This window comes from Pseudomonas sp. RC10 (assembly GCF_038397775.1).
Taxonomy (GTDB): domain Bacteria; phylum Pseudomonadota; class Gammaproteobacteria; order Pseudomonadales; family Pseudomonadaceae; genus Aquipseudomonas; species Aquipseudomonas bambusae.
On the sequence record NZ_CP151650.1, the window covers coordinates 3,951,671 to 3,973,415 of the forward strand.

General features: G+C 60.8%; 18 protein-coding genes. 4 read left to right on the top strand and 14 right to left on the bottom strand.

Going from position 1 to position 21,745, the window contains the following annotated elements:
• Positions 1-12 precede the first annotated feature (12 nt).
• Entirely contained in the window at positions 13-417 is a 405-nt protein-coding gene (locus AAEO81_RS18070; protein WP_341958366.1) for a DUF2934 domain-containing protein, read from the top strand.
• A 173-nt stretch (positions 418-590) separates the two neighbouring features.
• Positions 591-2,777, top strand: coding sequence for a glycogen debranching protein GlgX (gene glgX / locus AAEO81_RS18075; RefSeq protein ID WP_166597706.1), 2,187 nt, complete (start codon positions 591-593; stop codon positions 2,775-2,777).
• 1,041 nt (positions 2,778-3,818) lie between these two features.
• Here the strand turns inward: glgX and AAEO81_RS18080 are convergent.
• Both AAEO81_RS18080 and AAEO81_RS18085 read right to left on the bottom strand, forming a co-directional pair.
• A complete protein-coding gene (locus tag AAEO81_RS18080) occupies positions 3,819-5,204 on the bottom strand; it encodes a methyl-accepting chemotaxis protein (protein ID WP_341958369.1) in 1,386 nt (461 codons plus the stop codon).
• A gap of 163 nt (positions 5,205-5,367) precedes the next feature.
• Entirely contained in the window at positions 5,368-6,336 is a 969-nt protein-coding gene (locus AAEO81_RS18085) for a threo-3-hydroxy-L-aspartate ammonia-lyase (protein WP_341958371.1), read from the bottom strand.
• A 677-nt stretch (positions 6,337-7,013) separates the two neighbouring features.
• Here AAEO81_RS18085 and AAEO81_RS18090 point away from each other — a divergent pair.
• Positions 7,014-7,343 carry a hypothetical protein gene (locus AAEO81_RS18090; RefSeq protein ID WP_341958372.1) on the top strand — a complete coding sequence of 110 codons (330 nt, stop codon included), beginning with the start codon at positions 7,014-7,016 and terminating at the stop codon, positions 7,341-7,343.
• A 60-nt stretch (positions 7,344-7,403) separates the two neighbouring features.
• Here the strand turns inward: AAEO81_RS18090 and AAEO81_RS18095 are convergent, their stop codons facing one another.
• The 10 genes from AAEO81_RS18095 to AAEO81_RS18140 form a co-directional block, all read right to left on the bottom strand.
• On the bottom strand, positions 7,404-7,976 hold the full coding sequence (locus AAEO81_RS18095) for a GNAT family N-acetyltransferase (RefSeq protein ID WP_341958374.1): 573 nt from the start codon (positions 7,974-7,976) through the stop codon (positions 7,404-7,406).
• On the bottom strand, positions 7,976-8,608 hold the full coding sequence (locus tag AAEO81_RS18100) for a LysE family translocator (RefSeq protein WP_341958376.1): 633 nt from the start codon (positions 8,606-8,608) through the stop codon (positions 7,976-7,978). The genes AAEO81_RS18095 and AAEO81_RS18100 overlap by 1 nt, the downstream gene beginning before the upstream one ends.
• A gap of 92 nt (positions 8,609-8,700) precedes the next feature.
• Positions 8,701-9,486, bottom strand: a complete 786-nt coding sequence (locus tag AAEO81_RS18105) for a sulfite exporter TauE/SafE family protein (protein WP_341958378.1) — start codon at positions 9,484-9,486, stop codon at positions 8,701-8,703.
• A 737-nt stretch (positions 9,487-10,223) separates the two neighbouring features.
• A complete protein-coding gene (locus tag AAEO81_RS18110) occupies positions 10,224-10,727 on the bottom strand; it encodes a cupin domain-containing protein (RefSeq protein ID WP_341958380.1) in 504 nt (167 codons plus the stop codon).
• Positions 10,728-10,764: 37 nt separating this feature from the next.
• Entirely contained in the window at positions 10,765-11,529 is a 765-nt protein-coding gene (tam, locus tag AAEO81_RS18115) for a trans-aconitate 2-methyltransferase (protein ID WP_341958382.1), read from the bottom strand.
• Between the two features lie 146 nt (positions 11,530-11,675).
• Entirely contained in the window at positions 11,676-13,334 is a 1,659-nt protein-coding gene (locus tag AAEO81_RS18120) for a GMC family oxidoreductase N-terminal domain-containing protein (protein ID WP_341958384.1), read from the bottom strand.
• Between the two features lie 49 nt (positions 13,335-13,383).
• Positions 13,384-14,601: a mandelate racemase/muconate lactonizing enzyme family protein gene (locus tag AAEO81_RS18125; RefSeq protein ID WP_341958386.1), complete on the bottom strand. Its 1,218-nt coding sequence runs from the start codon at positions 14,599-14,601 to the stop codon at positions 13,384-13,386.
• 1 nt (position 14,602) lies between these two features.
• The gene (locus tag AAEO81_RS18130; RefSeq protein WP_341958388.1) at positions 14,603-15,922 is read right to left on the bottom strand and encodes an MFS transporter; all 1,320 of its coding nucleotides are present in this window, start codon (positions 15,920-15,922) and stop codon (positions 14,603-14,605) included.
• 273 nt (positions 15,923-16,195) lie between these two features.
• A complete protein-coding gene (gene aldA / locus AAEO81_RS18135) occupies positions 16,196-17,620 on the bottom strand; it encodes an aldehyde dehydrogenase (protein ID WP_341958390.1) in 1,425 nt (474 codons plus the stop codon).
• A gap of 132 nt (positions 17,621-17,752) precedes the next feature.
• The gene (locus AAEO81_RS18140; protein ID WP_166597693.1) at positions 17,753-18,694 is read right to left on the bottom strand and encodes a LysR substrate-binding domain-containing protein; all 942 of its coding nucleotides are present in this window, start codon (positions 18,692-18,694) and stop codon (positions 17,753-17,755) included.
• 194 nt (positions 18,695-18,888) lie between these two features.
• Between AAEO81_RS18140 and AAEO81_RS18145 the strand changes: the two genes are divergently transcribed.
• Positions 18,889-20,067 carry a hypothetical protein gene (locus AAEO81_RS18145; RefSeq protein WP_341958391.1) on the top strand — a complete coding sequence of 393 codons (1,179 nt, stop codon included), beginning with the start codon at positions 18,889-18,891 and terminating at the stop codon, positions 20,065-20,067.
• 11 nt (positions 20,068-20,078) lie between these two features.
• On the opposite strand, the gene AAEO81_RS18150 is transcribed toward AAEO81_RS18145, so the two are convergent.
• Positions 20,079-20,486, bottom strand: coding sequence for a hypothetical protein (locus tag AAEO81_RS18150; protein ID WP_341958392.1), 408 nt, complete (start codon positions 20,484-20,486; stop codon positions 20,079-20,081).
• Positions 20,487-20,584: 98 nt separating this feature from the next.
• The gene (locus AAEO81_RS18155) at positions 20,585-21,667 is read right to left on the bottom strand and encodes a glycoside hydrolase family 3 N-terminal domain-containing protein (protein ID WP_341958393.1); all 1,083 of its coding nucleotides are present in this window, start codon (positions 21,665-21,667) and stop codon (positions 20,585-20,587) included.
• Between the last annotated feature and the right edge of the window lie 78 nt (positions 21,668-21,745).

Consider the following 21,745-nt stretch of genomic DNA (forward strand, 5'->3'; position numbering starts at 1 on the left):
GGGAGTGTCGAGATGAGTGCCGACGAAAAACGAATCAAAGAGCTCGCCCATCAGATCTGGGAATCTGAAGGCAAGCCTCACGGAAAGGACGCCGTTCACTGGGAACAGGCCCGCAAGCTGGCGGACGCCGAAGCCAAGGCGCCTAAAAAAGCGGCTGCCCCCAAGGCAGCGGCCAAACCCAAGGCTGAGCCCAAGGCCGCTGCAGCCAAACCTGCTGCAAAGCCTGCCGCCAAGCCAGCTGCGAAAGCCGCTGAAAAACCGGCGGCCAAGCCTGCGCCTAAACCGGCGGCCAAGGCCCCCGCCAAACCGAAAGCCGCTGCGGCTGACGGCGCGCCAGCTGCGAAGCCGGCTGCCAAGCCTGCCGCAAAACCAGCGGCCAAGAAGACACCCGCGGCGGCCAAGCCACCCGCGCCGTGAGTCTTCGGTACTCCGAAGACTGATCGCGTAGCAAACCTCGACCGCAGGGATCGCCTGAAAACGATGTTCCCCCTGCGGTAACCCCTTTGCCTGTTTTCACCAATGGCGCAGTCCCAGCCTGCGACAAAGGCTTTGTTCGCCTTCAGGAAATCATTCGAACGTCAGGAATCCCCATGAGCAAGCAAGAAAACACCACCGCCCCCAAGAATGAATCCAGCAAGGCCGACAGCCCGGAAGTCACCGCGTCGCGCATCCGCGAAGGCCTGCCCTTCCCGCTCGGCGCGAACTGGGACGGCCTGGGGGTTAACTTTGCGATCTTTTCCGCCAACGCGACAAAGGTCGAGCTGTGCCTGTTCGACTCCACCGGCGAGACCGAACTGGAACGTATCGAACTCCCCGAATACACCGACGAAATCTTCCACGGCTACCTGCCCGACGCCCACCCCGGGCTGGTCTACGGCTACCGCGTGTACGGCCCCTATGACCCGAAAAACGGTCACCGTTTCAACCACAACAAACTGCTGATCGACCCCTACGCCAAGCAACTGGTCGGCGAGCTGAAATGGTCCGAAGCGCTGTTCGGCTACACCATCGGCCACCCCGATGACGACCTGAGTTTCGACGAGCGCGATAGCGCGCCCTTCGTGCCGAAGTGCAAGGTTATCGACCCCGCTTACACCTGGGGCCGTGATCAGCGGGTGAACGTGCCGTGGGAGAAAACCATTTTCTACGAAACCCACACCCGGGGTTTCACCATGCGTCACCCGTCCGTTCCCGATGAGCTGAAGGGCACGTTCTCAGGCCTGATGGTCGATGACGTGATCCAGCACATCAAAGGGCTGGGCGTGACCTCGATCGAGCTGCTGCCGATCCATGCGTTCGTCAACGACCAGCACCTGCTGCAAAAAGGCATGACCAACTATTGGGGCTACAACACCATCGCGTTCTTTGCCCCTGATCCGCGTTTCCTGGCCCACGGCAAGATCGCCGAGTTCAAGGAAATGGTCGCGCACATGCACCACGCCGGTCTGGAAGTGATTCTGGACGTGGTCTACAACCACACCGCCGAAGGCAACGAGCGCGGCCCGACCCTGTCCATGCGTGGCATCGACAACGCGTCGTACTACCGCCTGATGCCGGACGACAAGCGCTTCTACATCAACGATTCCGGTACCGGCAACACGCTGGACCTGAGCCACCCGTGCGTGCTGCAAATGGTCACCGACTCCCTGCGCTACTGGGCCAGCGAGATGCACGTCGACGGTTTCCGTTTCGACCTCGCGACCATTCTTGGCCGTTACCACGATGGGTTCGAAGAGCGTCACAGTTTTCTCGTCGCCTGTCGTCAGGACCCGGTGCTGCGTCAGGTCAAACTCATCGCCGAGCCGTGGGACTGCGGCCCCGGTGGCTATCAGGTCGGTCATTTCGCACCGGGCTGGGCTGAATGGAACGACAAGTTCCGCGACACCGTGCGCGCGTTCTGGAAAGGCGACGAAGGTCAATTGGCTGACCTTGCCAGCCGTCTGACCGCGTCGGGCAACATGTTCAACCAGCGCGGTCGTCGGCCGTACGCGTCGGTCAACTTTGTCACCGCCCACGACGGCTTCACGCTGCACGACCTGGTGTCGTACAACGACAAACACAACGAGGACAACGACGAAAACAATCAGGACGGCAGCAACGACAATCGCTCGTGGAACCACGGCGTTGAAGGGCCGACCGAAGATCCGGAAATCAACGCGCTGCGTCTGCGCCAGATGCGCAATTTCTTTGCAACCCTGCTGTTCTCCCAAGGCACGCCGATGATCGTGGCGGGCGACGAGTTTGCACGCACCCAGCACGGCAACAACAACGCCTATTGCCAAGACAGTGAGATCGGCTGGGTCAACTGGGATTGGGACGAAGACGGCAAGGCGCTGCATGCGTTCGTGCAACGTCTGATCAAACTGCGTTTGAAATACCCGATCCTGCGCCGTGGCCGTTTCCTGGTCGGCGAATACAACGAGGAGTTGGGTGTCAAGGACGTGACCTGGCTGTCGCCAAGCGGCGAGGAGATGACCACCGAGCAATGGCATGACGCCAACGGCCGTTGCCTGGGCATGCTTATCGACGGTCGTGCGCAGGAAACCGGGATTCGCCGTCGCGGTGGCGATGCGACCATGCTGCTCGTGGTCAACTCGCACCACGAAGGCGTCAACTTCACCCTGCCAGAAGTGCCGGAAGGACTGAACTGGGTCAGCCTGGTCGATACCAACCAGCCGGACATCAAGGGCAAGGAGCACTTCGAATTCGGCAACGAATACACCGTGACCCCGCGCTCGTTGCTGCTGTTTGAGCTGCACAAGGAAGAGCAGGCGTAAACCGCTGCGCAATCGCCGTCGGGATCAGCCCTTGATCTCGACGGCGCCTTGATCCCCTGTAGGAGCGAATTCATTCGCGAGACATTGGAACAGCCAACCAAACGGTGTCGATTGTTCGAATGCTTCGCGAATGAATTCGCTCCCACAGGTATTACGCATACACCCGCCGAGTAGGACGAGCCACGCCCTCTTGAACGCGGAACCTTCAAACACCGCAGAATTCACGCTGGCAGCGACAGCGGTGGGTCAGTTGAAGATGCATTGTCTGATACACCGCTGTCGCGGCCGTCGCACAGCTCCGGCAGCTCCCACAGGTCTTGCGTCAGCCCCGATTCTCGATACGCCACCACCTTCGTGGGAGACGCCGGAGGGACGACGGCAGCGACAGCGGTGGGTCAGTGAAAGATGCGTTGTCTGATACGCCGCTTTAGCGGCCGTCGCACAGCTCCGGCAGCTCCCACAGGTCTTGCGTCAGCCCCGATTCTCGATACGCCACCACCCTCGTGGGAGACGCCGGAGGGACGACGGCAGCGACAGCGGTGGGTCAGTGAAAGATGCGCTGTCTGAACCACCGCTTTCGCGGCCGTCGCACAGCTCCGGCAGCTCCCACAGGTCTTGCGTCAGCCCCGATTCTCGATACGCCACCACCCTCGTGGGAGACGCCGGAGGGACGACGGCAGCGACAGCGGTGGGTCAGTGGAAGATGGGTTGTCTGATACACCACTTTCGCGGCCGTCGCACAGCTCCGGCAGCTCCCACAGGTCTTGCGTCAGCCCCGATTCTCGATACGCCATCACCCTCGTGGGAGACGCCGGAGGTACGACGGCAGCGACAGCGGTGGGTCAGTGGAAGATGCGTTGCCTGAACCACCGTCTTCGCGGCCGTCGCACAGCTCCGGCAGCTCCCACAGGGACAGCGTCGGACCCTAAGCACTGGCGCGCCACCATCGTTGTGGGGGGACGCCGGAGGCTCACCGCCTCGCGAATGAATTCGCTCCCACAGGTTCATCAACGTTCCCGGTAGCCCTTCTCTGCCCGCCCTTCACATCAACGCCGACAACCTCACGTCCGCCGCCAGCACCCTGTGCAACTGCCCGTTCGCCGCAAAGATCGGTACTGACACGGTGATACAAAACGCGTCCGTGGCCGAAGAGCGGTAGACCGGTGTGATGTAACTGGTCAACTGATCCGCGACCTCCTTGAACCAAGGCCTCTGCGCCCAATTCCGCCCCTTGCAGCTTGGCGTCTTGTCGTCGGTGTCCAGCCCGATGTTTTCGGTGATCTGATTGCCGTTGCGGTCGACCATGTAAAACAATTCAAACCGCGAATCCCGGCGCAGGGTGTCGAGCATGAAACGCTCGGCCATCTGCAGATCGCCGTGCATCGCCGCTTCGCTGCCGAGGCTTTCGACGCTCGCCTGAATTGCCTTGTGCATCTGCAACCGAAACCCGCCCAATCCGTTCAACAAATGATCGCCACTGTTGCGCACGGCGTCGCTGTGAGTCAGGACCTGACCGGCGTTGCCCAACAGTTCCGAGGCGACCCCGGCAATGTTCTGCACGTCGCGGTTGATCGCATGCACCGCGATGCCGATGTGCTCCGTGCCTGAGGCGATGTGGCCGACCCGCTGATCCAGCTGATCCATCGCCGATTGGGTGCTGAGCAAGTCCTCGCCCATGCGGGTCATACTCGCACGGCCCTCGGCCACGGCCGCGTGCATAATGCTGCCCGCAGCGCCGAGCTGATCCATGTCCGCCCGAAAGCGCTCGATGATCTGACTCACCCGCGCCGTGGACTCAGTGGTGTGCCCGGCGAGCCGTCGCACCTCATCGGCCACCACGGCGAAGCCCCGGCCATGCTCCCCGGCGCGAGCGGCTTCGATGGCCGCGTTGAGCGCCAGCAGGTTGGTTTGCTGAGAGATGCTGGCGATGACGCCGAGGACCTGGCTGACCTCCTCCAACTGGCCGAACAACTGACCGATCACCGCCTCCAGTTTCTGCTCACTGGAGCCGATCGCCTCGACTTGCCCGAGCACTTGTTCGCCGGTCTGCTGGCATTGGCGCAGGGTCAACGTGACCTCGCTCGACAGCTTGGCCACCTGCGCCGCCCCTGGCACCAACTCGGTGTCCAGGGACGTGCTGACCTGCTCGCTGGCGCTGGCAATCAGTTCCGAAGCTTGAGCCAATCGCTGCCCGCTCTGCTCGGTGACGCGGGCGATACGCGCCAACTCAGGGGCATGAGCCGCGATGTCCACAGAGGCGGCGAGGCTCTCGGCCAGGCGCTGGTGCAGGATCTGGCTGAAACCGTTGAGACGTGCATTGAACGGCGAAGGCCCGGACAGCTGCACCGTCAGGTCCAGATCGTCGAACAGCAGGTTGAGGGCATCGTCGTCTTGAGCCCGGTGTTTGTTGGCGCGCAATGAAAACATTCGGCATCTCCGTCCGTGTGTGCGGAAGATGCTGCAAGCGCAGTGCCATCAGAGCCGCGGCGAAGCGCGCCGCCATGACAGAGAGAAAAGGTCAGCGCACGCACCAAATCGGGGGATTCAGGACGCAGACAGACCCTTTTGGTGCAGTCGATTCACGGATCGGTCAGCGCGCCAGCAGCTTCGCGTATGTGTTCAGGTCGATGTTTCCGCCACTGATGATCACCCCTACCCGCTGCCCTTTCAGTTCAGCCGCCCTTTCACGGGCAGCGGCAAAGCCGAGACATCCGGTCGGCTCGACCACCATTTTCATGCGCTCGGCGAAGAAGCGCATCGCTTCCACCAGTTGGGCATCGCTGGCGACGAGGATGTCGTTCACGTCACGCTGGATGATGCCGAAGGTGTAATTGCCCAGATACTGCGTCTGGGCGCCGTCAGCGATGGTTTTCGGTGTGTCGATCTTGATGATGCGGCCGCTGCGCAGTGACTGCTGACCGTCGTTGCCCGCTTCAGGCTCTACCCCATACAGCGTGCAGTTCGGCGCCAGCGCCCGGGTCGAGAGCGCGGACCCGCTGAGCAGCCCGCCGCCGCCGAGACAGACGAAGAGTGTGTCCAGCGGACCCACCTCGTCGAACAACTCCTTGGCAGCTGTCCCCTGCCCCGCAAGGATGTCCGGGTGATCGTAGGGCGGGATCAACGTCAGCCCGTGTTCTTGCGCCAGGGTGCGACCAATCGCTTCGCGGTCTTCCTTGTAGCGGTCATACACCACCACGGTTGCGCCGTATTCTTTGGTCGCGGCCACCTTGGCGGCCGGAGCGTCGTGAGGCATGACGATGGTCGCGGGAATGCCCAACAGTTGCGCGGACAAGGCGATGCCTTGCGCGTGGTTCCCGGAGGAAAATGCCACCACGCCATGCTTGCGTTGCGTGGCGTCGAACTTCGACAACGCATTGAACGCGCCGCGAAACTTGAAGGCCCCCATGCGCTGGAAATTCTCGCATTTGAAAAACACCTCGGCGCCCAGCTCGCGGTCCACGGTGCGCGAGGTCAGGACCGGTGTTTTGTGGGCGTGGCCTTCAATACGTTTGGCGGCTGCGATCACATCGTCATACGTGGGGAGTACGAGCGTTTCCATCATCATCCTCTTAGTCGTCGGCAAGACCGGTTTCATCGAAAATCCCGGGCTCGCCAGCCATGGAACATAGACCTCGGGAAGGTAAAGGTTCGCAAGCGGTTCAGGCAACCGTTCGTTGGTCGATGACAACCGGGACATTGGTACAGGCCCCGTAAACACTGACTTTGTAGTCACGAACGGACCTTTGTGTATCGGCACTACAAAAAATGTAGTTCACTAAAATAATCACTACAAAACAGTTGACGAAGTGTTTCGGCGATTGCATAGTGAGGCCGTCTCCCTGATCGGGAGAGCTGGCAAAAGTATTCCGGGCCCGTTCGACAAAGCCGTCGAACAACCTCTGGATGTGTGCTGCCCACAAGGCAGATTGATGAAGCTGAACCGGCATGATCGACCCATAGGCCGAGCGCTGGCGAAACGTCCTCAAGACACTTGTGGCCGACCACGATACGTCGCCAGTGTCCTTACGACGCCCGCCGTTTCTCTCCTGCGATTCGACCCATCCCGTTTCAGCCTCTCATCAACACCACCTCCTGCCCGGCAACGGCTCCGGCTCTGTTGTGTTTGACGGACCTTGTTTGTCAGCGTGTGAAAGGACTGCGGATCGATGGACGATCTGCCATTACGTTTGAACTAACCAGATAGATTAACGACAGGCGATAAAGGGGTATCCAACCATGAATCTGAACAATCAACCCACCATTGATCAATTGGCTCGACTGTTCGCGGCGCAGAAGGACTCCCTCGATAGCCACATTCTCTGGGTCTGTGAGAAAGGTGATGTGCACATGGACGGCCTGGGTGCCTGCACCGAGGAACAAGAGTTCGACGAACAACGTCCGCACATGCGTGCGCGGCTGAAGATGTACCGCAAAGGCCACGGCTACGTCGGCAAGAAGGCCGCCGCCGACAAGCAATTCCTGGGTCAGGTGCTCGACACCCTGAGCAGCGAATGGGGCAGCGCGCAAAAAGAGCCGGGCCTGCGCGTCATCGACAAACTTTGCTGAACCTTGCCACGCCGCTGGCCACTCGTTTGAACAGGTGGGCAGCGGCGTTTTTGCAGGTGCTTACGAAAGCCTCGGATTGACCAGAGCCGTCAGCACATGGTCCGCCCATTCGCCATTGATCTTCAGATAGGCCCGGGCGAAGCCTTCCTTCTCGAATCCCAGTGTTTCCAGCACGCGACCGCTGCGCTCGTTTTCTGGCTTGTAGTTCGCCATGATCCGGTGCAACTGCAAATCGTCGAACACGTGGGCAATGCCCCGGCGTAACCCTTCAGTCATCAGCCCCTGTCCTTGGGCGGCCTTGGCCAGCGAATACCCCAGGTGACACGCCTGAAATGCCCCCAGCACGACGTTGCTGAAATTGCATTCGCCCACCATGTCGCCGCTGGCACGATCAAGCATCAACAGGTGCAGACAACGTCCCGCCAGCCGCTCGCGTTCAAGGTAGGCAATGCGCATCAGAATGTTGTCGATGTCGAAAAAACCGGCGGGACGGGTCGGCTGCCACGGTTGCAAGTGCTTGTGGTTGGTCAGGTTGTAGGCCCGTATCTGCGCCGCGTCCCCAGCGAGCGCGGGCCGCAGGATCAAACGCTCAGTGACCAGCTGGATCAACTGCGGCTCAGCAATGATCTCCATCAATCGCGCCCGACGAGGGCCAGTCGGCACGCCAGCCCGAGAAAGACTGTGCCGAGGATCTTCTGCATCCAGCGCGCCGCCCGCTCACTGCTGCCGACCCGTTGACCGAGACGACTGGCCATGACAATCACTGCGCCATTGGCGATGACACCCACGGCGTTCAACACCGTTGCCAACAGCAACATCTGCACGACGATGGACCCTGCGTCGGGATCGATAAACTGCGGGAACAGCGCGAGCACGAACAGCGCCATTTTGGGATTGAGCACGTTGGTCAGCAGGCCCTGGCGGAAAATCTGCGCCCGCGAATAGCGGGGCAACGACGCATTGGCCGACAGCGCGGTGCCGGTCGAGCGGAAGGTCTTGAACGCCAGATACAGCAGATACGCCGCGCCGATGAAGCGCACCACGTCGTAGGCCACCGGCACCGTGACGAACAGTTGGGACAGCCCTAGCGCGGCCGCCAGTGCGTGGCAATAGGTGCCGAGCTGGATGCCTGCGAGCGAGGCGAAACCCGCAGTCCTGCCCTGGCTGGCACTGCACGAGGCGATGAGCAGCATGTCGGGGCCAGGGGTGAGCGCCAGCGCGAGGCAGGCCCCCGAGAACAACGCGAGGGTGGAGAAAGCGAGCATGGGACGTCCCTTTCGTGGCAGGCACAAGAGGCGTCAGTTTACGGAGCTGCCGAGTTTTTGACGAGCGGACTGATTGGGTCTGTCTGGCCGATTCAGAACGCCAGCTTGTACCCGATCGCGATCAGCATCAGCGCCAGACACGGCCGCAGCACGGCGTCGGGCACACGCCCGGTCAACTGGCTGCCCAGATAAATCCCCGGCAACGACCCCATCAACAGAAAGCCCAGCATGGGCCAGTTCATGTTGCCCATGCTGGCGTGGCCGAGCCCTGCAATCAGCGTCAGTGGCACAGCATGGGCGATCTCGGTGCCGACCAGCCGACGCGTGGGCAGAAACGGATAGAGGATGAACAAGGCCACCGTGCCCAGCGCGCCCGCGCCGATAGACGTCAACGCGACCATGACGCCGAGGATCAGCCCGGTGAGCACCGTCAGGCTGTTCAAGCTTCGATCACTGAGGCGGTAGTGATCCCCGGCGTGGCGCTGAGCGAACGCCAACAAACGCTGTTTGAAGAAGATGGCCAATGCCGTCAGCAGCAGAACGACGCCCAGACCCTGCTTGATCACCGCATTCATCGCGTCCGGCGCGGTGTGCAGGCTGCTCAGGAACCACAGCGTCAACCCGGCGGCAGGCACGCTGCCCAGCGTGAGCCAGCCAGTGATGCCCCAGTCGATGTTGTCGTTCTTCCTGTGCACCAGCACGCCACCGCTTTTGGTGATGGCCGCGTACAGCAGATCGGTGCCCACGGCGGTAGCGGGATTGATGCCGAACCACAGCAAGATCGGAGTCATCAACGACCCGCCGCCGACTCCCGTCATGCCGACGATGAAACCGACCACCAGGCCAGCCACGACGAAACCTATATTGCCAAAATCCATTGTTCTGCCTGACACGCGGAAAAAACTGGCGCGCAGGATAACGATTTTTCATCTAAGGACCGCTGTTTTTCTTATATGGGGCGTAGATCAAAAAGGTCTATGGTTATAACCAAACCTGTCCTTGCGACCGTGTTCCAGACGACACCGCCGCATTGCCCGGTCAATATTTCGCGAATGAATTCGCTCCTACAGAGCCCCCGCGTCGCCGAAAATGTGTCGCCCGACGCCGTTCCTACAGAGGTCCGGTGTCGCCGCAAATGTATCGCCCGACGCCGTTCCAACTGTGGGAGCGAATTCATTCGCGAAGGGCCCGTACATCCGGCACATCTCTGTCGCCTGACTGATTTTCGCGAATGAATTCGCTCCTACAGGGCCCCGTGTCGCCGCAAATGTATCGCCCGACGCCGTTCCAACTGTAGGAGCGAATTCATTCGCGAAGGGCCCGTACATCCGGCACATCTCTGTCGCCTGACTGATTTTCGCGAATGAATTCGCTCCTACAGGGGCCCCGCGTCGCCGCAAACGTGTCGCCCGATGCAGTTCCAACTGTGGGAGCGAATTCATTCGCGAAGGGCCGGTACATCCGGCATATCCCTGTCGCCTGAGCGATTTTTCGCGAATGAATTCGCTCCTACAGGGGGACGCGTTGCCGCACAAGTATCGCCTGATGCAGTTCCCATTGCCCCGCGGCATTTCAAAAAACCGGACCGCGAGTCACGTCGCAAACACGTCGACGCTCACGGCTCCCCCTCCCAATAATCCAGCGTCGCCTCAGGACGCTGCACGGCCTTGAACGCCCTCGCCCCATTTAGGGTGACCATCGCCTGATACTTGCCGGAATCCGGGTATTCGCAGACTTCCGGGGTTTCGCGGGTGCTGATGGAGAGGTATTTGAGCGGCGCGTCGGAGGTGTTGATGATTTGGTGCGGGTATTCCGGGCCCGGGGGAATGAAGATCACATCGCCGGGCTTGATCGGCAGCATTTCGCCCGCGACGCGCAGGCTGCCCTGCCCTTCGATGACCACGAACATCTCTTCCTGAGCGTAGTGAAAATGGTAAGGGCAGGAGCGTTTGCCCGGCGCGACGATGTCCACGGACGCGCCGAGCTTTTGGGCGGCGGTGCCGGTGCCGAGTCTTGCGGCCTGACTCTCGTAGAGCGGGTCGCGACGTTCAGCTTCCAACGGCACTTCGTTGAAGTTGCGGATCAGACGAGATGCCAGATCGAGCTGACGATTGGTCATATTTTTTCCTGTGATCCCAGCATCTGTAGGAGCGCATCTAGCGGGTCGCAACAACAAACAGCCTCGGGAACGGCAGCAGCACGGAGCCGTCCGCCAATGCCGGATATGCCTGGGAAATAGCCTTCAAATACGCATCGAGAAACGCTTTCTGCTCGCTGTCATCAAGCTTTTGCAGATACGGACGCAGTGCCGAGCCCTTGAACCATTCGACCACCGCCGCATGCCCACCGGCCAAAGGGTGGTGGTAGGTGGTGCGCCAGACATCGACTTCCGCTGCGTGCGGTTGCAGCAGCTCAAAGTAATACGCGGCCGGATGACGATCCGGGTGTTTGACCGAGGCGATCTTGTCGGCCCATGGTCCGTTCGCCGCGATGTCGCGCGCCAGTCGGTGGGCGGGTTCTTCAAGGTTGTCCGGGGTCTGGACGGCGAGGCTGCCACCGGGATTGAGCAGGCTGACGAGGCGCGGGTACAGCTCGGCGTGGTTCGGCACCCACTGCAGCGAGGCGTTGGCGAGAATGACGTCGTAGCGTTGAGCCGGTTTCCAGACGCCGATATCCGCCAGTTCGAACGTGATGCTCGGCAGGCGCTGACGGGCGTCGCCCAGCATGTCATCGGAGCTGTCGAGACCGGTGATCAGCGCGTCGGGGAAACGCTCGGCCAACACTTCGGTGGAGTTGCCCGGACCGCAACCGAGGTCGATCGCAGTCTTGACGTCTTGCGTGGGAATGGCGGCGACCAGGTCGCGAACCGGGCGGGTGCGTTGCTGCTCGAACATCGAATACTGCTTGGCTGACCAACTCATCAGGCATTCCTTCTGTCATGAAAGGCATGCCGTGGAGGGTAAAGCCTGCCGCGCGGGAGTACAAATGAACAGCTATCGGCGCCGCACGACGACGGTGAGAGTGAGCGTGTTCACTCCCGCAGGCCATCGCGCTCGCCTCTGATCTATCAAGCCGCGTGAATGACAGCCTGCGCGACCTCACTGACCGCGACCACCGCATCTTCCAGAATCAGATCAGCGCCCTTCTCTGCCACCATCAAGACTGCCGCATGGGTGTTGCCCGAGGTGATGTTGGGAAAGACCGACGCATCGACAATGCGCAATCCCGCCAACCCGTGCACCTTGAGGCGCTTGTCGACCACGGAGGTCGAGGCGTCGGCGCCCATCGTGCAAGAACCGCACAGGTGATAGATCGAGCCGCTGTTTTCGCGGAAATATTGCAGCATTTCCTCTTCAGTTTGCACCGCCGAGCCTGGCAAGACCTCGTCCACGGTGATGCCTTTGAGCGCGGGCGCCCCCATGATTTTGCGCATCAGGCGACTGCCCTGAATCACCTCGTCGATGTCCTTCTGGGTGCTCAGGTAATTGGGGTCGATCAGTGCCGCATCGCGAGGGTTGCTGGACGCGATTTCCACGTGGCCGCGACTGGTCGGGCGGCACGGGTTGAAACACAGCAGAAACCCGGAGTACGGCTCGGGCTTGAGACTGGCCTTGTTGTTCTTCGGAATCTGGTACGACAGCGGGTTGAAATACAGCTGCAGGTTTGGGTGGCTCTGCTCATTGTTGCCACGAAAGAAGCCGCCCGCTTGGTTGACGCTCATCGCCAGTGCGCCCTTGCGGGTGAACAGGTATTTCAGACCCAGCTTGAACTGGCCGAACAGCGAGCTGAGCTGGTCGTTCAAGGTCGGAATATTGGACTTGTAGTAATAGCTGGCGCAGAGGTGGTCCTGCAGGTGCTGGCCCACGGCTGGCAAGTGCTTCACCAGCGGAATGCCATGTTTTCTCAGCAACGCCTGATCGGCCACGCCGGACAGTTGCAGGATTTTCGGCGTGTCGACGGCGCCTGCGCAGAGGATCACTTCCTTATTCGCCATGAACGTGCGGTTCACGCCGTTCTGACTGACCTCAACGCCGACGGCACGAGTCCCCTGCTCATCGAACAGCACACGATCCACCAGTGCGTAATGCTCCAGCGTCAGGTTGCTGCGCCCCAGCGCCGGGTGCAGGTGCGCGAAGCTGCTGGAACAGCGCTCGCCGTTGCGGGTGTTGACGTCGTAGAGGCCTGCGCCTTCGAATGTCGGCCCGTTGAAATCCTCGCTGCGCGAATAGCCCAGCTGTTCGCAGCCTTCGAGGAACACGTCGCAGATCGGGTGTGTCTGGCCCTTCATCGGGGTGATGCTGATCGGGCCGCTGCCGCCGTGGTATTCGGTGTCGCCGAGCGGGTGGTTTTCCAGTTTGCGGAAGTACGGCAGCACGTCCTTGAAAGCCCAGCCGTCGTTACCGTCCGCCGCCCAGTCATCGAAATCGTGGGCCTGGCCGCGGACGTAGATCATCGCGTTGATCGAGCCCGAACCGCCCTGCACCTTGCCGCGCGGTGCGTAGATGGCGCGGTTGGCCAGTTGCTTCTGTGGCTGGCTGTAATACATCCAGTTGAAGGTCGGGTTGTAATACATTTTGGCGAAACCGACCGGGATCTTGAACCACAGCGAACTGTCTTTGCCGCCCGCTTCGAGCAGCAGCACCGTGTATTTTCCGGACGCTGAAAGGCGGTTGGCCAGAACGCAACCTGCGGCGCCAGCGCCAGCGATGATGTAGTCGTATGTCATGCACGGTTACCGCGTAAGTCGTTATTCAAAAAAGGCATTGGCGCCGATTTCAGCCCCGCGCCGGTGATGTGTCTTTCACATCCGCCGGGGTCGGCGCCATCTGCAGGTGCAAACGCGAACCGGTGTACGGCGTGTGGGCGCGCACCACGTCCATGTTCAGCTCTACACCCAGGCCTGGCTCGGTGGACGGGATGATGTAGCCGTCTTCCCACTGCAAGGGTTTTTTCAGGATCTCGGCGTGGAAGCCGCCCCAAGTCTCGATGCTTTCCTGAATCAGAAAATTCGGCGTGCAGGTCGCCAGCTGGAAACTCGCCGCCGCGCCAATCGGCCCGTTGTACAGGTGCGGAGCGATCTGCGCGTAGTAGGCCTCGGCCATGCTGGCGATCTTCTTGGCCTCCAGCAGACCGCCGCAACGCGCGACGTTCATTTGCAGGATCGACGCACCGCCCGCCTGCAACAGCTTGAAGAATTCATACTTGGTGGTCAGGCGCTCGCCGGTGGCAATCGGGATGCTGGTCTTGGCTGCGACCTGGGCCATGGCCTCTTCCTGACCCGGCGGCACCGGCTCTTCGAACCACAGCGGGTCGTACTTTTCCAGGCGCTGTGCCAGACGAATCGCTGACGACGGCACCATTTGCCCGTGGGTGCCGAACAGCAGGTCGCATTTGTTGCCCACGGCTTCACGAATCTTGCGGCAGAAGGTTTCGCAGCGCTCCAGCACTTCCAGGGAAATCTGGTGGCCTGAGTACGCGGTGTAAGGCCCGGCCGGGTCGAACTTCACGGCGGTGAAGCCTTTGTTCATGTTCTCGACCGCGCATTCGGCGGCCAGGTCCGGGTCCTCGTAGTCGTACTCGCCCTGGCTGTTGACCGGGTACAGGTAGGTGTACGAACGCAGACGCTCGTTGACCTTACCGCCCAGCAATTCGTACACCGGCTTGTTCGCCGCCTTGCCGATGATGTCCCAGCACGCCATTTCCAGGCCGCTGACCACGCCCATCATCGTCAGGTCCGGGCGCTGGGTGAAGCCGCTCGAATAGGCCTGACGGAAGAAGCGTTCGATGTGGTGCGGGTCATGATTCAGCAGGTAGCGCTCGAACACGTCTTCGATGATCGGCAGCATGGCTTTGGGGCCGAACGTGGCGGCGTAGATTTCCCCGACGCCTTCGATGCCGCAATCGGTTTTCAGTTTGACGAACAGCCAGTACATGCCACCGATGTGCGGCGGCGGAACGGCGACGATGTGGGTTTCCAGGGCGATGATTTTCATGTCAGGCACCGTGTGCGTTGAAGGTTTTGCGCTTGACCCGCGCCCGCAGCGCCAGGGCTGTGAGGGTGCCGATCAGGCCAATGAAAGCGATGTAGCTGAAATAGAGCTTGTAACCCAGGGCACCGGGGAACTGGTCAGTGAGGTAGCCATTGATCAGCGGAATGAAGGTGTCCGGCAGATAGCCCACCACTGAGACGATGCCAATGGCCAGGCCCGTGATGCGCAGCGGAATGTTGCACGTGTCGAGAATCGCCCAGTACAGGCCGCGAATGGCGTAGGTCATCAGGCCGATGAAGATCACCGTCACCACCAGCAAACCGAGGTTGTTCAGCGCCGGGAACAGCACCAGCCCGACCATCGCCAGTGACGCCAGGGCCAACGCCACGATCAGCACCGAGATGTTCGAATACTTGTCGCCGAGCCAGCCACCACCGATGCCGCCCACCGGACGCATCCACAGTTTGATGGTGGTGATGGTGCCGGCCATAACGGCGGTCATGCCGCTGCCTTGCAGGTAATCCGAGAAGCTGTAGGTGGCCCAGAAGATGTGATAGCCGCAGAACACAATCGCCGTCACCAGCCACAGTTCCGGGATTTTGATCAGCGTGGCGAGGTCGCTGAACAGATTGTGTTTTTCTTCGTTTTCGGCGTTTTCAGCCGCGACTGATTTCGGGTCTTTCACCAGCACCAGCAGAAAACCCAGGCCGATGCAGATGAACGAATACAGGTACACCACATGACGGAAACCCTCCGCTGCCGTCTGCCCGCCCGTGCCGATGGCGTAAGCGAAAATGCCCAGCGCGACGGTGGCCAGCAATGCTTCGACCAACCCGCGACCGCCGTCCAGAATGCCGAAAAACCGGCCCTGCTCGGCGTGCTGCGCGATCATCTTCACCCGCTTGAGCACCGAGGCCCAAAAGGTCAAACCGGTGGTGAGCCCCCAGCAGCCGAAGATGATCATCAGGCCGGTCATCGACGGCACGGTCGAATACCACAGCCCCAACGCGCCGGTGGCGACCAGGGAAAAAAAGATCAGAAAGCGCGGCGCGATACGGTCCGCCAACCAGCCGCTGGGCAGGTAACTGAGCAGGAAAATCGTGCCCAGCATCGAATACAGATAGCCCAATTCACTGTGGCTGATCTGAAACACGTCGAGCATGGTGGTCTGGTAGACCTGACGCAGATAGAGAATCGGGTAGATCGCACCCGCGGCGAGCACCAGCAGCATCAGCTGGATATAACGGCTGGCCTTGTCGCTCTTGGCGACGGGCACGGCAGCGGACGACTGAACAGCGGCCGCAACAGAAGCAGGCTTCGACATTTTTCAAGACCTCAGCGCCCTCCGGATTCCGAGGCGCTTTTTATATTGTTGTTATGGGCGCAGAGGCGAGTTTCGAGCGGCGAGCTGCAAGTAAAAGCGGTACGCGGTGCGCTTTTGTCTTGTAGCTCGCAGCTCAGGACTTACCAATGCTTCAAAGCAGCACGCGATCTGCTTTTGTCTTGCAGCTTGGAGCTCGGCATCTGCCGCTGCTCCAAAGCAGCACGCGGTCTGCTTTTGTCTTGCAGCTTGCAGCTTGAAGCTCGCCGCTTGCCGCTAGAACTTGAGGACAACGAGCCGGGTCTGGGTGAATTCGAGCATGCCGTGCTTGCCGTCATCGCCCCCCAGCCCCGAGCGCTTCCAACCGGCGTGGAAACCCTGATACGGGTCGGCCGGGGTGCGATTGACGTACAGCTCCCCTGCTTCGATGGCGTTGGCAACTTTCATCGTGGTGCGGTAGTTCTCGGTGTACAGCACCGACGACAAGCCGAATTGATGGTCGTTGGCCATGACCAGCGCTTCGTCGATGTCGCGGTACTTGAGCACCGGGAGCACCGGGCCGAAGATTTCTTCCTGAACGATTTCCATGTCCTGACGGCAACTGCTGAGCAGCGTTGGCGGGTAGAAATGGCCTTTGCCAACGGGCAACACGCCGCCGGCCTCCAGCACTGCGCCTTCGCCGATGGCACGCTCGACCATGGCGTGAATGTTCTGCTGGGCACTGGCACTGACCAGCGGGCCCATGCGCGAAGCGTCTTCGGCACGATCACCAAAACCCACCGCACTGATCTTTGTTTTCAACAGACCAAGGAAACGCTCGTACACACCCTCGTGCACATACACCCGCTCCACCGCCGTGCAGAGTTGGCCGCAGTGGGTGGTCTTGGAGACAACGATATCGCTCGCGGCTTTTTCCAGATCAGCATCGGCCTCGATGATCGCAGGCGTCTTGCCGCCCAGCTCCAGCGACGGTTTGGCGATGTTTTCCTTGCAATAGTCCAGCACGATGCGCCCGGCGTTGACGCTGCCGGTCAGGGTGATCATGCCCACGGCTTTATGGGTGCAAACGTTCGCAGCGGTCTTGTGGTCCATGGTGAGGATGTTGATCACCCCGGCCGGAATGCCCGATTGCTGTACGGCCTTGGCGATTTCAAAGGCTGAAATCGGCGTGTTGTTGCTCGGACGAACCACCACGGTATTGCCCGCGATCAGCGCCGGGGCGATCTTGCGCAGCAGCGTATAGACCGGGTAGTTGAACGGAATCAGGCACGCCACGACGCCGATCGGCTGACGTTGCAGCAGAATATTTTCGTTGGGCGTGTCGCTGGGAATGATTTCGCCTTCGATACGGCGCGCCCACTCGGCATGGTAACGGGTGATTTGCGCAGCGTAGCGGGCTTCGTTGCTGGCGTCGGCGACGCTTTTGCCAGACTCGGCGGCCAGTGCCTGACCAATGTCTTCGGCGCAGGCTTCAAGGGCGTCGGCCAGGGAACGCAGATGATCACCGCGCTCGATGCTGGTCAAACCGCCCCAGACTTTCTGCGCCGCAGCGGCGGCGTTCACGGCCGCCACCGCTTCCTCGGCGGTTGCCGCCGGGACATGTCCAACCAACGCTTCGGTGGCCGGGTTGTAGACCGCAATCACCGCGTCATGGGCAGGCTCGGCAAACTGGCCGTTGACATAGTTTCGTTCGAGTCGCATGTGGGACGTCCACCGTTGTTTTTGTACGAATGACGAGCAGTCTTGTCATCGAACACGGTGGCGACAAACGATTTATTGATCCGACAAACATTCCAAAAACGCACGTTACTGTCCTACCCCATCGTTGCGTGGTCAGGGAATCGCTGTCAGGGCCGCCGTAGAGGGTTCGAGCTGACGCTGCGCCAGCCAGATTTCTTCCTGCAACCACTGGCTGAAGACCTGCAATTGCGGCAAATCCTGCTCCGGGCGGGTCACCAGCCAATACGATTGGTGGCCTTCGACGTGCACGTTCATCACTTGAGTCAGGTGTCCGGTGGCCAATTCAGGGGCAACCATGTGCCAGTCGGCGATGGTGATGCCCAGTCCGTCGACTGCCGCACGAATGGCCAGGTCGAGCAGGTCGAACTCGTACCCGCCCTGGGTATCGACGCCCTGGATGCGCGCGGCGTCGAGCCAGTGTTTCCAGGTCAGGTAGCGCTGGTCCTCGTTGGCCAGCACGTGCAGCAGCGTCAGGCGATTGAGGTCGATCCCCTCGTCGCTCGACTCCCGCGCATACAGCGACGGCGCGCAGACCGCGATGTGCCGCTCCTGAATCAGCAGTGAACTGTCCAGCCCGTCCCACTCGCCGTTGCCAAACCGGATCGCACAATCGAGGGTGCTGGTCTCGGCCAGGCTGTCCTGCAAACGGGTGCTGATGCTCAACTCCAATTCGGGATGCTGCTCGCGCAAGCGCCCCAGGCGCGGCATCAGCCAGCGATGGGTGAAGGTCGGCGGCGCGTTGATCCGCAGACGGTTGGAGTGGGACTTCTGCTGAAGGCTGCGCACGGTCATTTCGATTTTGTCGAAGGATTGATGCAGCGCCCGCAACAGCACCCGACCGGCGCTGGTGAGGTCGAGGTGGTGATGGCGACGCTCCAGCAGCGTCTCACCCAATTGCTCCTCAAGCTGCCGCACCTGGCGACTGACCGCGCTCTGGGTCACGTTCAACAGCTCGGCTGCGCGGGTAAAACTGCCGGTGCTGCCGGCCACTTCGAAGGCTTTCAGGGCATTGAGGCCGGGCATTTTGCGTTTCATGTGAAGCTCTCTAACCGCCACGGGGAAGGCGCGAAGCATCCCACGGTACGACAGGTTTCGACTACGGCCGTTGGAGAACTTTCTGGCAGTAACATGCATTTGTCGAAGGTTTGGCGGGACAAATAATCGTTTGTCGATTACGCCTCGGATCACAAAACTGCGCGCCATCTAATAAAAACAACCGAGACGTACCCATGCCTTCCTGCGCTTCCCTGCGGCTGTCTGCTTCGTGCCTCACCCTTCTCTGTGCCTGCTCCGCGCCTGCCATGGCCGTGCAAGTCACCGACCATTTCGACCTTGGCGGTGCCATCCGCGCGCGCTGGGATTACGACCCGGATCGGGACATCCAGAAATTCAATTTCGACACCGTGTTCCTCACCGCCAAATACACCTCTGACAGCTGGATCGGTGCCGCGAAATACCGCTTCTACGGACACTACTACCCCTATAAATACACCCAACACGTGGGCGATGTTTCGTTCCCCGAGTACGCGTGGGTCGGCTATAAATTCAACCCGGATCAACAGATTCAAGTGGGCCTGAACCAGATCCCGTTCGGCTTGCAGCCTTACTTCGGCAGCACCTTCTTCGAGACCCTCGGCAACGTGGTCGGCCTGGAAGACGTCGAGGAAATGGGCGCCAAATACATTCAGCAAACCGGCGACTGGAACATTCAGGCGGGCTATTACCTGCGTCCGGCGTGGCAAGGCAAAGGCACCAGCAAAGGCCGTACGTATTCCAGTGTGGTGTCGCAAGCGGACAGTTACGTCGCCAACGGCAGTGACAACCAGGAGCGCAATACCGTCGTGCTGCGAGTGGCCAGGGCGCTCGACCTCGGGCCATGGAAATCCGAAGTCGGCGTCTCGGGCCTGGCCTCTTCGCTGGAAAACAACGACACCGACCGCGATGGCCGACGCAACGCCGTCGCCGTTCACTACATCGGTAAAAACGGCCCGTGGGGCGTGCAATTGCAAGCCGCCCGCCAACAGATGTCGCCGCGCAACCCCGGCACCGACGAACTGGTCACCTTCGGCGGTTACGACGGCACCTACAACGTCGCCAGCCGCGCCAACCTGTACGTTGCCGACCTGAGCTACGACGTCGGCGGCAAATACCTGTTCGACCAGATCAGCGGCATCAAGCTCTACGCCAACTACAGCGCCTACCAGAAATCCGCCGCCGGCTTCGACGACTCCCAGCGCGTGATCCTCGGCTCCTCGTTCTCGGTCAGCAAACTGTGGGTCGCCACCGAATGGCTGATCGGCAAGAACGACCCCTACATCGGCGGCAGCGATTACAGCCAGAGCCTTGGTGCGGGGGGGAGCAATCAGTGGGAGAACCAGTTGTATGTGAATGTGGGGTATTACTTCTAAGTGTGGACGCGCTACGCCCGCCCAACCCCCTCGAACGCCACATCCACCATCAACCCCGGATCGAGACTGCGAATCCGCTGCTCGATGTGGTAAGCCCCTGCCTCGGCATAGCGCAGGTACACGCGGCCGCAGGTCACGCATTCGCAAACCTTGCAGCGGTTGTAGGGAAAGAATTGTGGGGCGATGGGGGCGTCGGGTGACCAATAGGAGGTGTTGGCGGGGTGGTATTCGACGAGCGTGAGGTCTTCTTCCTCGGCGGCGATCAGGGAGCCGACTTCCCGCAGTTGGCTTTCTTTGAGCGAGACGGGAAGCCCTTCCCAGCCCGCGAAGGATTTGGACTGGCACGTGCAAGGCTGGTTCATGGCGTGGGAGCGTTGGGCGAAACGCATGAGTTCGGCGTAGGCGAGAGGTGTGAACATGAGCGGCAGACTCTTGGCAGATGAGGTCTTTCGAGGCGTGTCACATTGTGCAATGCCGACAGCCCCGTGCCTACTGCCCCTGCAACGAACGTGTGCGGTCAGCGAACGACGCGCCGGGTGAGCTGACCGCCCGGAATCGGGTAGGACACGTACAGCCCGGATTCGACCTGATCCCTGGACGCTTGCGCCAGGCCCCGGACCTTATTTGACGCAGTCATCAACCGCTGACGATCTAGCCGGCCATTCTGTACCGCATCGACGATGGCCTGAGCGATGTCGTCCAGCCCCGATTCGCTGGACACCAGCAAAAGATGCGCGCCCGCTTCCAACGCTGTGACGGCCGTGTCGGTGATGCTGTTGTCGCGCAGGATGGACACGGCGTCCAGGTCGTCTGAAATGATCAGGCCATCGAACCCTAATTCCTCGCTCAACAGCCCAATGACCTTGCGCGATGTGCTGGCGGAGTGCTGCGGGTCGAGTGCGGGAAACACCGCCGGACCGGGCATGATCGCTTTCACGCCGGCCGCGATCACTTGGCGGAACACGTCCAGCCCCTCGTTCAGCGCTTCAAGGTTGTCCGGTACGAAGGCCCTGGCCACAGCAGGGTCGTCCAGGGTTTCATAGTGACCGGGGAAGTGCTTGGCCGTGGCGATCACCCCTGCCCGCTGCACACCCCGGATGAACGCGCAGGAAATACGCGCGACTTGGACGGCGTCCGGCCCCAAATGGCGGTTGTGCAACCAAGGGTTGTTGCCGGTGACCACATCGACGATCGGGGCCAGGAACATATTGACCCCCATGGCCCGCGCCGAACTTGCCATCTCATAGCTGCGCGCCTCGATGTCTTCGCTGCTGAGCGTCTTGAGTTCGTTTGCCGACGGCATACCGGGCACCAGCCGATGCAACCGTTGTATGCCTCCAAGCTCCTGATCAACGGCGACCAATACCGGGCCACCTGCACAGTCCGCGGCATGCTCGACGATACGGGAGAAATCCGCCTGGGCTTCAGCACGACGACGCTCGAAGGTCATCTTGCGTGCGAGGTATTCGTCACGGGTTTCGCCCAACAAAATGGAAACGCCGCCGTTTTTCAGGAAACGACGCACACCCTCATCAAGCGTGAGTCCGCTGAAAGCCGGTAGCAAGACGGAATAGGCTGCTCGGTGCAGTTCGGTCATCATGCTCGTTCTCATCAATAAATATGAGCATTAATGCTCGTTGTCGCTCACTTTATGCTCATTAAAGGCATTGTCAAGCCG